Origin of the sequence: Chromobacterium sp. Beijing, assembly GCF_021496765.1 — a bacterium.
In the GTDB taxonomy this organism is placed as follows: domain Bacteria; phylum Pseudomonadota; class Gammaproteobacteria; order Burkholderiales; family Chromobacteriaceae; genus Chromobacterium.
On sequence record NZ_CP053750.1, the window covers coordinates 982067 to 997741 of the forward strand.

Sequence of the window (15675 nt, forward strand, 5' to 3'; positions counted from 1 at the left end):
GGCGGCCATGGCGCTTTGATTGGAATGTAAAAACAGCCTTCGCCGTTTATCCGGCGCGGGCTGTTTTTTTATTGCTGTTGCGGAATACGGCGCGGTCTTGGCGCGGCGCTTGGTTGGGAGGCGGTTCTTAGTCGGTATAGCGCAGGGCGATGGCGCGGAAGGTTTCCGTCATGCTCAGGAAGGCGGCGACGATGTCCGGGTCGAAATGCTTGCCGCTGCCTTCGCGGATGATGGCGACCGCCTGCTCATGGGGGAAGGGGGCTTGTAGACGCGGCGGGATATCAGGGCGTCGTAGACGTCCGCCACCGCCATCAGCCGGGCGGACACCGGAATGTCGTCGCCGGTCAGGCCCTGGGGTAGCCGCTGCCGTCCCATTTCTCCTGATGACTGTAGGCGATCTCCTTGGCGTGGCGCAGAAAGCTGCTGGGAGAGTCCAGCAGCCGCTCCGCCGCGGCGATGGTGTCGCGTCCCAGCGTGGTGTGGGTTTTCATGATTTCGAACTCTTCCGGCGTCAGCTTGCCCGGTTTGAGCAGGATGTCGTCCGGAATGCCCACCTTGCCGATATCGTGCAAGGGCGCGGATTTGAACAGTTCCTGGATGGTCTCCTCTTCCAGCACGGCCTGGAAGCGCGGGTGATTGCGCAATTGGGTGCACAGGGCGAGCACGTAGTTCTGCGTCCGGCGCAGATGGTTGCCGGTTTCATGGTCGCGGGTTTCCGCCAGCGAGGCCAGCGCCAGAATGGTGACGTCCTGAACCACTTGCACTTCGTGGATGCGGCGTTCCACTTCGGTTTGCAGGAAGGCGGCCTTGTCTTCCAGAAAGTCGGCGGCGGCCTTGAGCCTCAGATGGGTTTTGACCCGGGCCAGCACGATGGGCGGCGAGATGGGCTTGATGATGTAATCCACCGCGCCGGCGTCGAAGCCGGCCTGTTCGTTCTCGTTCTCGCCCATCGCGGTCAGAAAGATCACCGGGATGCGCGCGGTGCGCGGGTTGGCCTTGACCTGGCGGCAAGTCTCGAAGCCGCCGATGCCGGGCATCATCACATCCAAGAGCAGCAGGTCCGGCAGCGCGTCGCCTTCCAGCAGCTCCAGCGCGCGCTCGCCGCTGTTGGCGATTTGGGTCCGATAATGGTCTTTCAGCAAGCCATACAGCAAGGTGAGGTTTTCCGGGGTGTCGTCCACGATCAGAACGGTCTGACGCGGGGCCGCCGGGGCGGAGTCCGTCATCTTATGTCCTCCGGCAAGGGGATGCGCTGGGCGGCCGCGGCGTGGCGCAGCAGTGTCAGCGCGTTGACGAAATCGAAGTGGTTCAGCGCTTTTTCGAAGTCGGCGAATTCATCGGGACCGAACAGGGCGCGCAGCGCCGGCGTCTGTTGCAGGAACAGTTCCAGCGCGTCGCCGTCGCTGGCGGCCAGCAGGGCGGCCAGTTGTTGCAGCAGCGCCGGGCCGGCCGGCGCGTCCGCCGTCGGCGCGCCGGCGCCGGATAAGCGGTCTTCCGCTTCCAGACCGGCGCGCAGCGCCGTCATCACCTGTTCCAGCGCCTGTTCCAGCGGCGCCAGATGAATGGCGCCGCGCGCGCGCAAATCCCGCTCCAGCACGGTGGCCGCCTCCTGCAACTGCACGCAGCCCACATTGCCGCTGACGCCTTTGAGCGTGTGCACGGTGCGTTCGGCCTGGACGTAGTCGCCGATTTCCAGCGCCGCGGACAGCCGCGCGGCGGCGTCCGCTTCCTCGGCGATGAATTGGCGCAGCAGGTGCAGATACAGCTCGCGCTTGCCGGCCACGCGTTTCAAGCCGGCCTGTTGATCCAGGCCGGGGATGTCCGGCAGCGCCAGCGCGGACGAGGCGGCGCGGTGGATCTCCGCGCCCGGCGGTATCGGCTTCACCCAGCGCAGCAGGGTCTGGAACATCGTATGCGGGTCTATCGGCTTGGCGATGTAGTCGTCCATGCCGGCGTTCATGCAGTCCTCCCGCTCCTCAGACAGCGCGTCGGCCGTCATCGCCAGCACCGGCAAGGAGGCGAACTGGGGATCGGCCTTGATCTGCCGGGTGGCCGAGATGCCGTCCAGCACCGGCATCTGCACATCCATCAATACCGCGTCGAAGCCTTGCGGCCCCATCGCGGCCAGACGCGCCAGCGCTTCGCCGCCGTGATTGGCCAAGGTCACCAGCGCGCCCGCGTCGCCCAGCAGTTCCACGGCGATCTGCTGATTCACCAGATTGTCTTCCACCAAGAGCAGGCGCACGCCGTCCAGCCGCGGCAATTCCTCGGTCAGCGTCACCAGACCGTGGTCCCGCTGCGGTCCGAACATCGCCAGCACCACGTCGTAGAGCGAGGACAGGCTGACGGGCTTGATCAGGACCGCGTCGCAGCCGCTCAGCTCGCCCTGGGCGCGCACGTCGTCGCGGCCGAAGGCGGTGGCCAGCACCACCTTGATGCTGCGGCTGATGCTGCGAATCTGGGAGATGGTTTCCACCCCGTTCATGCCCGGCATCATCCAGTCCACGAAGACCGCGTCGAAAGGCCGGTCCAGATTGGCCTGGGCGATCGCCGCCACCGCCTCGGGCCCGGAGGCGCAGGCGTGGGCGTAGAAGCCCAGCGAGCGCAGTTGGTCGGACAGGATGTCCCGCGCCGAGGCGTTGTCGTCCACCACCAGCACGCGCAGGCCCTTGATCTCTCCGGGCAGGCCCTGGCGGCGGGTGTCCACGGCGGAGGACACGCCCAGCCAGGCGTTGAACATGAACAGGCTGCCCCAGCCGGGGGCGGATTCCACCCGGATGGAGCCGCCCATCAGCTCCACCAGCCGCTTGGCGATGGTCAGGCCCAGGCCGGTGCCGCCAAAACGGCGGGTGGTGGAGCCGTCGGCCTGGCTGAACGGCTGGAACAGCCGCGCCGCCTGTTCCTCGCTCATGCCGATGCCGGTGTCGTGCACGCAGAAACGCAGCTGGACCTTGTCGCCCACTTGTTCCAGCCGGCTGATGATGATGGCCACTTGGCCCTTTTCCGTGAACTTGATCGCGTTATTGCTCAAATTGATCAGCACCTGGCTGAGCCGCAGGGCGTCGCCCACCAGCCCCTTGGGTACGTCCGAGCCCACTTCGAACAGCAATTCCAGCGATTTGTCCGTCGCCTTTTGCGCCACCAGCGAGGACACCGCCTCCAGCACATCGTCCAGCCAGAACGGTTCGGCCTCCATTTCCAGCTTGCCGGCCTCCACCTTGGAGAAGTCCAGGATGTCGTTGATGATGCCCAGCAGGGAGGTGCCGGCGTTGTGGATTTTGTTGACGTAGTCGCGCTGTTGCCCGCTCAGCTTGGTTTTAAGCGCCAGATAGGACATGCCGATGATGGCGTTCATCGGCGTACGGATTTCATGGCTCATATTGGCCAGGAACATCGATTTGGCCTGGGTGGCGTCTTCCGCCTGCTGTTTGGCCACGCGCAATTGTCCGGCGGTATCCGCCAGCCGCGCGTAAAGCAGGCCGTTTTCCAGCAGCAGGATGATCAGCACGAAGCTGGCGGACAAGAGGCCGTAGCCGCGGCCGGCGTAAAAGCCCAGGTCGAAGCGGCTGGCGTTGAGCATGGCGGACAGGGCGATGTCGCACAGCCAGGCCGTCATCACCACCGCCAGCCAGACATCCAGCAAGGTGCGCGTCCAGCGCCGCAGCAAGAGCAGCAGCGCCAGCGCGCTGAAGCCCCAAACCGCGGACACCACGCCGAACATGATGGGGGTGTAGCGGCTGCCTTGCATGATGGGGGGAAACCAGGGGTGGCCCAGCGTGGCCAGCGCCGTCAGCGCCGCCATCAGCGCCAGCGAGCCGGCGACGCAGCCCAGCACCGCCGGCAGCGCGCTGGCGAAGCGCTTGGGGCCGTCGTTGCGCTGAGCGAGCAGCGCGTAGGCCAGCACCATCAGCGGAAAGCCGCCGTGCCAGAACATATACATCCAGGCCGTGGTCTGCGGCCCGGCGCCCAGCAGGCCGCCCGGCGCGAACACGCCGGGGAAGGTCAGCGAATGCGCCATCGCCATCAGCGCGGTGAACAAATAGCCCGTCGCCAAGGCCAGCAAGGCGCGAGCGCGCAAGATCGCGTACTGGCCGAACAACAGCGCCGCGGTGACCAGATCGCAGACCGCCATCGCCGCCTGATAGGCGGGAATGAAGGCGGGCACCTTGGGCAGGGGCAGCTTGGCGAAGGGCAGCGCGCAGACGAAGACCAGCATGGACACCACGATGGCGGCCAGGGCCAGCCGGCGCTGCGCGCGGCTGGGCGGCAGCGTGGACAGAAACTCGAAGGCGTCGTTGCCGGAGGCGGGAGTTTGCTGCATGCGCCAAAGCTCCATTGATCAACGGATTTGGTGTTTATGAATTAATCATATTTTGCTGTTTTATAGCATATGCACTCGTAAGCAGGGAGTGGAATGTCCATTGCGTATCCACGCATGCCGGAGACGCCGCGGGGACCGGCGGGCATGGGCGCGCGCCGCCGGATCGGCGCTGTCGCGGAGCGCGGACTTTGAGCGGCGGGCTCAGGGCGCCAGCGGCGCCACGCCGGCGTAGACCCTGCGCAGCGTGGCGCGGACGTCGTCCAGCCGCTGCTCGCCCTTGGGCGTTTTGGCGGTTTGCATGCAGAGCCGTTTGGGCGCGCCGTCCACGGTCAGCGCGTCGCAATCGGCGCGGCCGGCCGCCGCCATCGCGTCGCTGTCGCCGTAAAGCAGCCGGCCGCCCACCAGCACCGCGGCCACGTCGCGCAGCCTGGCGTCCAGCAGCGCCTGGCCGGGGGCGGCGGCGCGGCTGGACAGGATGACGACGTCGGCTTTTAGGCCGGCGCGCAGTTCGCCGATGTAGTCGTCCAGGGCCAGCGCCCGCGCCGGGTGGCGGGTGATCATGGCCACCCAGTCCCGTTCCCGGATCGCGCTTTGGAATTGCTGGCGGTTGACGCTTTCCGCCACGCGCAGTTCGTCGAACAGATTGTCGCTGCCGGTGGGGTTCCAATCCACGCCCAGCGAGACCGGCACGCCGTGGTGCAAGGCGAGGTCGACGCGGGTGGTGCGGCCGTACAGGGCCAGATTGCTTTGCGGGGACCAGATCAGCTTGCTGCCCGCCGCGCCCATCTGGCGGAACTCCTCGTCGCCGAAGGCGGTGCCGTGGATGACGGCGGTGCCGGGGGCGAGCAGGCCCTTGGCCTTGAGCGTGGAGAATTCCGCCAGCGCGTCGGCGTCCACGCCTTCGGCGACGTGGATCAGGAAGGCGTCGGTCGCGTTCCAGTCGATCTTGGGCGCGCCGCCGACGTCCAGGATGAAGGTGCGGACGTGGGCGGAGGAGACCGGCAGGCCGGACTGGGGGTTCTCCGCATTGCGGATCAGCCCTTGCAGGCAGCGGCCGGCGGGCGAGCCTTGTATGGTGGTGACGCCGCTGATCAGCGCCTTGGCCTCGCCGTATTTCACCATTTCGCAGATCAGGCCGCTTTTCTTCAATTGATCGTAGGGGCGTTTGAAGGTTTTGTAGGCGGCGGCGCGCTGCCATTGCCCGCGGTTCTGGTAGAGCTTGGGCGGCGTCCACTTGGGCAGCGCGTTGTAGGCCACGTGGTTGTGGGCGTCGATGAAGCCGGGAAAGACGTAGCCCTCGCTCACGTCCAGCACGGTGGCGCCGGGGGCTCGGCGCAGTCCGCGCCGGCGCAGACGATGCGGTCGCCGGCCAGCACCAGCCGGCCGTCGCTCTCTTGTTCCGCCAGCACCAGGCGGCCGCGTATCACCAGGTGTTCGTCGTCGCCCGGCGTCACCGTCACCCCGGCGTGGGCCGGCAACAGCGCGGCGGCGCACAGCAGCCATCCCAGGCTTTTCATTTGCTTCTCCCGCCGGTTCAGCCCTGGTCCGCCTGCGCCGTCCACAGAATGGAGGCGTTGGCGGCCGGGGTTTTCAGTTTGGCCTGGCCCTTGATCACCCGCGTGGCCATATCGCCCTGGCCCAGCCAGGCCGGCATGCCGAAGGGCAGGTCCGCGGCGGGAATCCGCGCCAGATCCTGCTCGCGAAAGCCCGTCAGCTCATAGGGGGTGGGGTCCGGCGCAAGGCCGGGGTCCGGGTTCAGCAAGGGCGCCAGCGCGGCCAGGGTCTGGTTCCAGGATTTGAGCAGCGCGCCGGGCGAGCGCGCGGTGGGGTGCTGCGGCTGGAACAGCCGCTGCGCGGCCTTGAAGGACGCCGCGCCGGGCCAGTCGTCCAGCACCTTGGCCGCCGCCTTGCCAAAGCCGATCACCGCTTGCAGGCCGGGTTGCTTGAGCTGGTCCAGTAATTGATTGCGCCAGGCGCGCACCGCGGCCTGGTCCATGAAGCCGGCCATCTCGGCGTCGAACTGGCCGTAAATGCTGTACAGGCTGGCGTTGACGATCACGTAGGAACGGTCCAGGCCCAGCTTGCGCAAAAAGCCCTGCACCCGCTGGCCGGCGGTGCCGACCATGGCGCGGCGCGTCAGGTTTTCATCGGCGGACGGGTCCTGTCCCACGATCAGCACCTTGGCGCTGCCGTCCAGGCGGCCGCGATAGTAGACGGGGCCCCATTCCAGGCGGAATTTGGCCGGGAGAGCCTGATAGCTTGCCAGCGGAGCGTGCTCGAACAGCGAGGAGAAAGGCGGGGGCGGCCCGGGGTCCCAGAGCATGTGCTTTCCTTTGAACCTGTTGGCGGAGCCCGTTGACTGCGGGCCGGCTCGGAGGGCCGCGCGGCGGGTGTTTGAGGTATATGCGATCAAGCGCGCGAATGAAATACGTAAAACCCGCTAGCGGGACATCCTGGCGTCATCTTGCCGCGGCAAGATCGGCGTTTTGACTGTCTTGATCAACACCGGAGAACGCCATGGATCGCCGCCGTTTTTTGAAAACCTCGCTTGCCGGAGGCGGCCTGTTGCTGGCCGGGCCGGCGCTGGCCGCGCCGGCCGTCGTCACCTCGGACCGTCTGCGCCCGCTGATGAATTCCGGCATCCAGATCGGCGACGCGAGCGCGGACCGCGCCATTGTCTGGGCGCGCTCCGACCGGACCGCGCGCCTGGTGGTGGAGTGGGACCGCAGTGAGCGCTTCGCCAGCCCGCGCCAGGTGCGGGGCCCCTGGGCGACCGAGGCCGGCGACTTCACCGCGCGCGTGGATCTGAGCGGCCTGCCGGCCGGCGAGCGGCTGTATGTGAGAGCGCGTTTTGAAGACGCGGTCCATCCGCGGGCCTGGTCCGAGCCGGTGACAGGGAGCTTTCGCACTGTGGCGGACACGGCGCGCGATCTGCGCTTCGTCTGGTCCGGCGACACCGCCGGCCAGGGCTACGGCATCAATCCGGACTGGGGCGGCATGCGCATCTACGAAACCATGCGCCGGCAGCGGCCGGATTTCTTCGTGCATTGCGGCGACACCATTTACGCAGACGGCCCGATGGCGGCCGAGACGGCGGTGGAGGGCGGCAAGATCTGGCGCAATCTGCTGACGCCGGAAGTGAGCAAGGTGGCGGAGACGCTGGACGAATACCGCGGCCGCTACCGCTACAACCTGATGGACGCCAATGTGAGGCGCTTTGCCGCCGAGGTGCCGCAGATCTGGCAATGGGACGACCACGAGGTGGTCAACAATTGGTCCGACGGCAAGGACTTGTCCGCCGACCCGCGTTACCGCGAGAAAAACATAGGCGTGTTGCAGGCGCGCGCCACCCGCGCCTTTCTGGAGTACGCGCCGCTGCGGCTTCACGGCAACGGCGAGGACGAGCGGGTGTATCGCCATCTGCCGCAGGGGCCGTTGCTGGATGTCTTCGTGCTGGACATGCGCAGCTATCGCGACGCCAACGGCGCCAATCTGCAGCGGGAGGGCGAGCCGGGCGCGAACTTCATGGGCCGGGCGCAGCTGCAATGGTTGTTGGAAGGCTTGCAGGCTTCCAAGGGCGTCTGGAAGGCGGTGATGGCGGACATGCCGCTGGGCCTGCAGGTGGCCGACGGCAAGAACGCGGACGGCAGCGCGCGCTGGGAGGCGATGGCCAACGGCGACCACGGCCGGCCGCTGGGGCGCGAACTGGAGCTGGCCTGGCTGCTGGGCGAGATCAAGCGCCGCGATATCCGCAACGTGGTGTGGTTCACCGCCGACGTGCATTACACCGCCGCCCATCATTACCATCCGGAACGCGCCGCCTTCGCGGACTTCAATCCGTTCTGGGAGTTCGTCTCCGGTCCGTTGAACGCCGGCACCTTCGGCCCCAATCCGCTGGACATGACGTTCGGCCCCAAGGTGGTGTACCAGAAGGCGCCGGAGACGCAGAACCTGTCGCCGCTGGCCGGCATGCAGTTCTTCGGCCAGGTGGACATAGACGCCCGCAGCCGCGCGATGACGGTGAGGCTGAAGGACGTGGCCGGCCAGACCTTGTTCACTCAGGAGCTGGCGCCGGCCTAGTTGCGACGCCCATCGCGCGCTTGACGCTACTTCCTGGGATTCAATAGAATACATACGTATGTATTCAATGAGCCGGGAGGCATCGTGAGCAAACCCAGATCCATCGATCGCAATCAGGTGTTGGACGCGGCGGAAGAGATCATAGAACGCAAGGGGGCGGCCGCCCTCACCATAGACGCCGTGGCCAAGGCCGTGGGCATCAGCAAGGGCGGGGTCCAGTCCTGTTTCGGCGCCAAGCGCAATCTGGTCAACGCCATGTTGGAGCGCTGGGGCAAGCACTACGACGCGTGTTTCGAGAAAACCGCGGGCGTCGCCGCCGAACAGCTGTCCAGCGTCGAGCAAGTCAAAACCCATGTCCGCATCACCGCGACGGAAGAGGCCTTGATCGCCCGCGCCGCCTGCCATCTGAGCGCCATGCTGGAGTCCAAGGACCAGAAAGACTGGGTGCGGGCCTGGCATGCCGAGCGCTTGGGCAAGCTGGACGTGGCCACCGAGGAGGGCCGCCGCGCGCGCGTGGCCTATCTGGCGGTGGAAGGGGCGTTCATGCTGCGCTACTTCGGCCTGGCCGAGATGAGCGAGCAGGAGTGGCGGGACGCGTTCCAAGATATCGAGCGATTGGCGGAGCGCTGAAGACGTTCTTGGCGCGCTCATTATCAAGTGGGCCGCCGCAAGGTTTTTCCGTTCTTGCCCGAGGGTGCGTAAACAGGCTCCGGGCGTGTGCCGCGACGGCTGAACGGGCTTTGATGATTGAGTCGGGGAAGGGGCGTTAAAGATGCTTAGCTGGGTGTTGTTGCTGTTTGCCAGCGGTTTGGAAGTACTGTGGGCCGCGGGTTTGAAGCGCTCGGAAAGCGCATTGGAATGGTTGGCGACCATTGTCTGCATCATCGGCAGTTTCTCCTTGCTGGTGCTGGCGACCAAGAGAATGGGCGCGTCGACCGCCTATGTGTTTTTCGTGATCTTCGGAACCGTAGGCGCTTATCTGTTGGATGTGGCCTTGTTCGGCAAGCCGTTCAGTCCGGTGGCGATGCTGGCGATTGCGGTGATCCTGTTTTCGGTGGTGCAACTCAAGCAAGTGAAAGACTGAAATGGACTGGCTTTATCTGTTGGCGGCGGGCGTGCTGGAAATTCTGGTGGTGGTGGGGATCCGGGACATCGCGCTGAAGCGGTATGTCAGGGGCTGCGCGCTGTATGCGACGGGCTTGAGCAGCTCCTTGTTTCTTCTCTACTGGGCGATGAAAACCATAGACATGTCGATTGCTTACGCCGCTTATACCGGGATTGGCGTGGTGGGCACGGTGGTGACCGGCATCCTGTTCTGGGGCGATAAAAAGAGCAATAAAAAGCTTGCCTATCTGTCGCTGCTGGTCGCGTCCATCGTTGTGCTCAAGACCGCCGGCTAGCGACGACGGCCGCGCGGGATCACGGTTGAGCGGCGGGCGCGAGTCCGCCGTCCAGCCGCGCCAGGATGCGGTAGGCGGCGCTCACTCGCTCGGCCAGCGGATAGGACTTGTTGGCCAAGAGCACGATGCCCAGTCGTTTTTCCGGGATATAGGCGGCGTAAGCCGAAAAGCCGTTGGTGGACCCGGTCTTGTTGATGAAGGCCCGCGTTTGCGGCGGCAGCGGCGGATCCAGGCGCTGCGCCGGCATGCCCTGATAGATGTAGGCGGGGCATTGCCGCTCAGCAGCCGCGGCAGGTCCACCGGATACGGGTATTGTTCCCAGATCAGGCCTTGGGTCAGCACCCCGGCGCGGTAGTAGCCGATATGGGTGTCCTCGAGCGCGGCCCGCAGCTTGGGCGCCATGGGCAGCAGGCCCATATTGGCGTTGAGGAAGCGCGCCAGGTCGGCGGCGCTGGACCTGACGCCGTAGGCCTCGTCCGCCAGCAGGGCCGGAGTCAGCCGCGCGGGCCTGTCGTTCTTGTCGTAGCCCTGGGCGTAGTCGCGCATTCTCTGGGCGGGGACGTTGACGAAGCTGCTGTCCATGCCCAGCTTGGCGAAGATCCTGCCTTCCACCGCCGCCGCGTAGGGCATGCGCATGCTGGCGGCGGCGATCTGGCCCAGGACGCCGATGCCGATATTGGAATAGACCCGCTGCCCGCCCGCCGGCTGCCTGGGGCGCCAGCGCCGCATGAATCGCCGCAATGTGCCGGCGTTGTCGACGTCGTCCGGCACGAACAAGGGCAGGCCTGAGGTCTGAGTGCCCAGGTTCAGCAGCGTGACCCGTTCCAGGCCGCCGCCGGCCAGCGCCGGCAGGTGCTGGGTCACGGGGTCGGCCAGCGAGAGCCGGCCTTCGGCCTGGGCGTAGCTGGCCAGCGCGGCGGTGAAGGTTTTGCTGAGCGAGCCGATCTCGAACAGCGTGGCGCGCGTTACCGGCCTATGGTCGGCCTTGGAGGCGAGGCCGTAGTTGTAAACCTGAACGCCGCTGTCGACGGCGAGGCCCACCGCCATGCCGGGGATGCCGTGCTTGCGCATCAGCGCCGGGATTTCCGCGTCGACGGCGGCTTGGGGCGAAGGCGCGGCGGCCAGGGCGTGGGCGGATAGCGCGGCGCAGGCCAGCAGCAGGACGCGGCGATTCATTGCGGGCATGACGATGCCTCCTTGTCGATGAGGATGTGGGAAAAGAAGGAGCGGCGCGAGTCATGGCGTCTGCGCGTCGCCAGGGCCGTTTGGCGTCTGTTCAAGGCCCCGCGAGCGAGGCGAGGCCTTGCGTCCGATCAAGCCGCATGCGCCTGGGCGATAGGGGGATTTCGAAACGGCGTCTGCCGCATCGGGCCCCGCGACGCGCAGCGAATCGCAAGCGGCTTTCTTAGGAGCGGTTCAGCGCCAGCAGCAACTGGTTCACGCCGTCGCTCATCGCCTGGTAGCGGGTCTGCTTGCCGCGGGTCAGCGCCACCCATACCGCGGTCCCCCGCTGGGGGTCGATGGCGACGTAGCTGAAAAAGCCGCCGCCGCCGGCGGTTTTTTGCAGGAAGGGCCGGGTGTCCGGCTGTTCGTGCATCGCCACCCAGCCCAGGCCCAGCGCGTCGGCCTTGCCGGGCACGTCCATGCCGGCGAGGCTGCGCAATTCGGCGCGCTGATAGCGCATCTGGAAGGTTTGCTGGTACAGGCGCTTGCGCTGCTCGCTTTGCGGCCGCACCAGGTCCTGCAGCCAGCGTTGCATGTCGGCGGCGGTGGAATAGACGCCGCCGCTGCCTATGGCCGCGCTGGTGTTGACGCAGGGGCTGGCCTCCACGCCGCGCAGCAGGCGCGCGCATTGGGCGGGGCTGGGGCTGAAGGTGGTGTCGCGCATGGCCAGCGGCCCGGTGACGGTGTCGCGCAGCAGCGCCGGATAGGGCTTGCCGGCGGCGACGGCCAGCGCGTCGGCCAGGTAGTCGTAAGCCAGATTGGAGTATTGCGCGCTCTGACCCGGCGCGAAGCGGGCCTTGGTCTTGGCCAGCCAGCGCCAGCGCTGCTGCTGATTGGGCCAGACGAAAACCGGCGTGTCGCGCGGCTTGACGCCCGGCAGTTCGCGCGGGAAGCCGCTGGTGTGGGTGGCCAGGTGGAGCAGGGTGATGGGCTGGCCGGCCAGGGCCTTGGACTGCGCGCTTCCCGCCGGCGCGAACTTCCGCAGCGGATCGTCCAGCTTGAGCCGTTGGTCCAGGACCATGGCCGCCAGCACTTCGCTGGTCATCAGCTTGCTGAGGCTGGCGATGCGCAGCAGCGAATTGGCGTCCGGCGTCTGGCGGCTGCCCGGGCGGGTTTCTCCGTAAAAGCGTTGCAGGCCGCCTTGTTTGTCGACGACCACCATCACCATGCCCACCGCCTGGCTATCCTTGAAAATCCGCTCGGCGTGCTGGTTCAGTTGGGCGATGGGCATGGCGGCCTGGCTCAAGGCCGGCAGGGCGGCCAGGGCCAGGCTGATGAATCCCTTTGTTCTCATTGATCTTGCTTTCCCTTGGATGAGGCGGCGCGCCGGCGGCGCCGTCAGATGGCGTGCATTTTAGGGGGAGGCGGTGGACGGCATAGCGCGCAATATGTAACGACTGTAACCAGAGCCGCCGACCCAGTCCGAAAGTACAGGCACGCCCGGTTTTCAAGATGCTATTACTGGCTAGTCGAAGTCCCTATCGCCGCCATTATCGGCCCCGCCTCGTCCGCGCCAAGGCGCCCGCCCCTGATTGACGACTTAGTGGCTGTTTGTTCGCCCGCGCCGCCGCGCGGGGAGGAGAGATCCATGCGCAATCACGCAATCATCATCTCAAGCCAGGGGTAGAACCGCTGGCAAAACCCGCTTGAACGCGCCAGTCCGCGCGCCGCGCCGGCGTCATGCCGTTTGCGCGGGTTTTGTCAGCTGCTGTTGCCGTAGGGAGGTCGCCGGCCTTGGGCCCGCGCCTGGGCAGCTGACTCACTTTGGAGGAAAGCGTCATGCCATCAGTCAATCAGTTCGCCTATGTGCCCAACACCAGCACGTATAAGTTCGCCTATGGCGGCTCCATTCCCAATATGTCGATCGCCAATATGCCCAGCGACACCAATTGGGCGCGCTGGACCATGCTCAACGACGGCGAGTATTACCGGATGTATTTCTTCAAGGGCAGCAGCGCGGACACCTTGTACCAGGCCGCGTTCAATCCGGCCACGTCCAAGTACGAGTTCGGCTTCCACTCCATCCCGGAGTTGAAGATCACCGGCGCGCCGCCGGATGCGGACGCCAGCAGCGTGTCCATGCTCTACGACAGCAGCACCAGTACCTATCGCTTGTATTTGCGGCGCCTGGGCGCGCCCACGGTGCTGTACCAGTTCGGTTTCAACCGCTCCACCAACCACTATGAGTACGGCTACAACTCCATTCCCACCCTGAACGTCACCGGCGCGCCGGGAGACACCGACTTCCACCGCTGGTCGATGTTGTTCGACGGCAGCACTTACCGCTTGTACGCCTTCAAGGTGGGCAGCGTGGACACCTTCTACCAGTTCGGCTACAACCCGCAGACCCAGGCCTACCAATACGGTCACGATTCCATTCCCATCCTGACCCTGGTGGGCACGCCGGCCAACAGCAATCTGACCAGCATGTCGATGTTGTTCGGCCAGGGCGATTACCGCTTCTACTTCCAGACCTTGTAAGCGCGCGGCGGGCAAGGGCGGCGGACGGCCGGAACGGCGGTCCGCCGGCGGCTTCAGTCCCGCAAATCCACGATGGGCGGCGTCTTGCTGGTGACGGGGTCCAGCCGCCATCGCGCCCGCGCGGCCAAGCCGAGCGCGAAGGCGCCGTCATCCGGCGCCAGGCCCAGCAAAGCCGCCAGGCGCGCGCGCAAGGCCGCTTCCGGGCCGGCGTCCAGATGTTCGGCCAAGAGCAGGGTCAGCCGCTCGCGGCCGGCCGGGTCGCGGTCCAGCTGGATCTGGAAAGCGTGCTCCGCGCCGGTCAGTTGCGCGAAATCGTCCAACTCGTACGTGGTTTCATTGAGGCGGAAGGACCGGCCGTCGCGGCCGCGCAATTCCAGCCAGCGTTCGCCGTCGCACTCCACCCAGCGGCCGATGTCGCCCAGGCAGTAACGGAACACCGGGAAGCGCCGCCGCCAGGCGTTGCTGACCGCGATGCGGCCGTAACCGGCGGCGTCCGGCCGCAGAATCTCCGCCGCCACCCGAGGCAGCACCCGGAACAGGCCGGGGCGGCGGCTGGCGTCGCTCCACGCCCAGATGCCGGTTTCCGCGCCGCCGTACAGCGACCAGACCTGGGCCGCGCCCAGCGCGGCGCGCAGCCGCGCCAGCGTGGACGCGTGCAGGGTTTCGCCGGCGTACAGCAGCTGCGGAATCTCCAGCCGCTCGCCGGCGGCTTCCAGATGGGCGGCGAACAAGGCCAGCCGCGACGGGGTGCCCAGCACGTGGCTGGGGCGGAATCGCCGCGCCGCGGCCAGGATGTCGGCGTCGGCGGCGTGGGCGCTCATCGGCAGCGTGGTGGCCTGACAACGTTCCAGCACATCGTCGACGATGGCCGCGGTGCGATAGAGATTGGCGTAGCCGAACAGGTTCAAGGCGATGCTGGCGGGACCGAACACCCCGTCGGCGCGCAGCCGGTCCGCCAGCGCCTGCCGCTGGGCCAGGTTTTCCGCAATGTCCACCGGGAAGATCAGCGCCGCCCGGGTGCTGCCGCCGGAGCGCACCAGATAGAGGCCGGACGCTTCCCGCTCCGGCGAAAACGTCTCCAGCGCGGCTTGCAGCGTCGCCTTCTCCAGCGGCGGCGCGTCTTCGGCGCAAGCCACGCCGCGGTAAAGCGTTCGATAGAAGGGGTGGGCGCGGGCCAGTTCGAAGCACTCGCGCAGCAAGGCCTGCTGGCGGGCCGGCGCGGGCGGCTGGGCGGGCGGCGCCTTCATGCCGGCAGCCTGGCCGCGTCCATCGGCGTCAGCCCCAGCTGGATCAGCAGCGGACGGTGGCGGCTCAGGAAGGCGCGCCGCTGCGCCGCGTCCGGCAGCGCTTCTTGCGCGTAGTCCAGCCAGCGCTGCGCCAGCATGCGCGCCAGGCGCAATTCGTCCGCGTCCTGGCTGCCCGCGTAGCGCAGCACCGTGGCGGGGTGGCCAGCAGCCGCCAGTCCCGGCACGGCCGGTGCGACAGGCTGTCCGCCAGAATGCGGAAGCGGATCAGCGGCGCGGACAGCAGGCCGGCGCGTCCGCCGTGCGCGACGATCTCTTTCAGCACCCGATACCAGAAATCGATGCCCTCGTTCAGCCGCGCGCCGGCCACATAGCGCTGCGTCAGCAGCCATTGCCGCCGCGCGGCCACATTGCTGGCCCGGCCCATGAAGAAGTCCGGGTGGCCGGCGGTGCGCAGCGGGCGGGGCAGCAGGAAGGCTTCGTCCTCCAAAGGCTCCAGTTCGGCGCGCAAGGCGTCCAGCTGCGGGAAGCGTTCCTCAGGCGGCGCGCTGTCGTAGCCCAGCACCGCCAGGTCCAGCCGGTGCTCGTTCATTTTCTGCTCCAGCAAGCGCAGGCAGTCCGGCCGGTAGCAGTCGTCGGCGTCCAGGAAGCTCACCAGTTCGCCGCCGGCCCGCGCCAGGCCGGCGTTGCGCGCCGCGCCGGGGCCGCTGTTGCGCGGCAGCCGCAGCAGCACGCTGCGGGTACGGCTCAAATCCTGGGCGTGGTGGCGCAAGGCCTGCTCGGCCGCCTCCGCGCCGTCGTCGGTGCTGGCGTCGTCGACGATGATGATCTCGTGCGGCGCCTTTTCCTGCGCCGCCAGCGAGGCGATGGTCTCGCCGATGTAGGCGCGTTTGTTGTACAGCGGAATAATGACGGAATGCCGCAT

At 67.0% G+C, this 15675-nt stretch carries 13 protein-coding genes and 2 pseudogenes; 6 read left to right on the forward strand and 9 right to left on the reverse strand.

The genetic code is table 11. The features are described from left to right. The first annotated feature begins 19 nt into the window (after window positions 1-19). The gene (locus HQN78_RS04880) at window positions 20-268 is read left to right on the forward strand and encodes a hypothetical protein (protein WP_235088273.1); all 249 of its coding nucleotides are present in this window, start codon (window positions 20-22) and stop codon (window positions 266-268) included. Here HQN78_RS04880 and HQN78_RS04885 read toward each other — a convergent pair. From HQN78_RS04885 to HQN78_RS04905, 5 genes and pseudogenes are all read right to left on the reverse strand, one after another. Continuing rightward, window positions 175-1226 (reverse strand): annotated as a pseudogene (locus HQN78_RS04885) (two-component system response regulator). The gene HQN78_RS04880 and the pseudogene HQN78_RS04885 overlap by 94 nt on opposite strands. Beyond that, window positions 1223-4321, reverse strand: a complete 3099-nt coding sequence (locus HQN78_RS04890; RefSeq protein WP_235088278.1) for a response regulator — start codon at window positions 4319-4321, stop codon at window positions 1223-1225. Before HQN78_RS04890 ends, HQN78_RS04885 begins: the two are co-directional and overlap by 4 nt. A 201-nt stretch (window positions 4322-4522) precedes the next feature. Continuing rightward, entirely contained in the window at window positions 4523-5635 is a 1113-nt protein-coding gene (locus HQN78_RS04895) for an amidohydrolase family protein (protein WP_235088282.1), read from the reverse strand. Next, window positions 5623-5838 (reverse strand): hypothetical protein, encoded by a 216-nt coding sequence (locus HQN78_RS04900; RefSeq protein WP_235088285.1) that lies wholly within the window; start codon window positions 5836-5838, stop codon window positions 5623-5625. Before HQN78_RS04900 ends, HQN78_RS04895 begins: the two co-directional genes overlap by 13 nt. A 17-nt stretch (window positions 5839-5855) precedes the next feature. Beyond that, a complete protein-coding gene (locus tag HQN78_RS04905) occupies window positions 5856-6644 on the reverse strand; it encodes a uracil-DNA glycosylase family protein (RefSeq protein ID WP_107799578.1) in 789 nt (262 codons plus the stop codon). 194 nt (window positions 6645-6838) lie between these two features. Between HQN78_RS04905 and HQN78_RS04910 the strand changes: the two genes are divergently transcribed. From HQN78_RS04910 to HQN78_RS04925, 4 genes are all read left to right on the forward strand, one after another. Further along, window positions 6839-8401, forward strand: a complete 1563-nt coding sequence (locus HQN78_RS04910) for an alkaline phosphatase (RefSeq protein WP_235088287.1) — start codon at window positions 6839-6841, stop codon at window positions 8399-8401. Between the two features lie 84 nt (window positions 8402-8485). Next, a complete protein-coding gene (locus tag HQN78_RS04915; RefSeq protein ID WP_227103543.1) occupies window positions 8486-9031 on the forward strand; it encodes a TetR/AcrR family transcriptional regulator in 546 nt (181 codons plus the stop codon). 142 nt (window positions 9032-9173) lie between these two features. After that, the gene (locus HQN78_RS04920) at window positions 9174-9485 is read left to right on the forward strand and encodes a multidrug efflux SMR transporter (protein WP_235088289.1); all 312 of its coding nucleotides are present in this window, start codon (window positions 9174-9176) and stop codon (window positions 9483-9485) included. A 1-nt stretch (window position 9486) separates the two neighbouring features. After that, the gene (locus HQN78_RS04925; RefSeq protein ID WP_107799574.1) at window positions 9487-9801 is read left to right on the forward strand and encodes a multidrug efflux SMR transporter; all 315 of its coding nucleotides are present in this window, start codon (window positions 9487-9489) and stop codon (window positions 9799-9801) included. Between the two features lie 19 nt (window positions 9802-9820). Here HQN78_RS04925 and ampC read toward each other — a convergent pair. Continuing rightward, window positions 9821-10986: pseudogene (gene ampC / locus HQN78_RS04930) on the reverse strand (class C beta-lactamase). A gap of 220 nt (window positions 10987-11206) precedes the next feature. Further along, window positions 11207-12319, reverse strand: coding sequence for a D-alanyl-D-alanine-carboxypeptidase/endopeptidase AmpH (gene ampH, locus HQN78_RS04935; RefSeq protein ID WP_235088294.1), 1113 nt, complete (start codon window positions 12317-12319; stop codon window positions 11207-11209). 485 nt (window positions 12320-12804) lie between these two features. On the opposite strand from ampH, the gene HQN78_RS04940 reads away from it, so the two are divergent. Further along, a complete protein-coding gene (locus tag HQN78_RS04940) occupies window positions 12805-13506 on the forward strand; it encodes a hypothetical protein (protein ID WP_107799571.1) in 702 nt (233 codons plus the stop codon). A gap of 53 nt (window positions 13507-13559) precedes the next feature. On the opposite strand, the gene HQN78_RS04945 is transcribed toward HQN78_RS04940, so the two are convergent. Both HQN78_RS04945 and HQN78_RS04950 read right to left on the reverse strand, forming a co-directional pair. Continuing rightward, entirely contained in the window at window positions 13560-14753 is a 1194-nt protein-coding gene (locus HQN78_RS04945) for a hypothetical protein (protein ID WP_235088296.1), read from the reverse strand. Window positions 14754-14817: 64 nt separating this feature from the next. Beyond that, window positions 14818-15675 (reverse strand): glycosyltransferase family 2 protein, encoded by an 858-nt coding sequence (locus HQN78_RS04950; RefSeq protein WP_235088298.1) that lies wholly within the window; start codon window positions 15673-15675, stop codon window positions 14818-14820.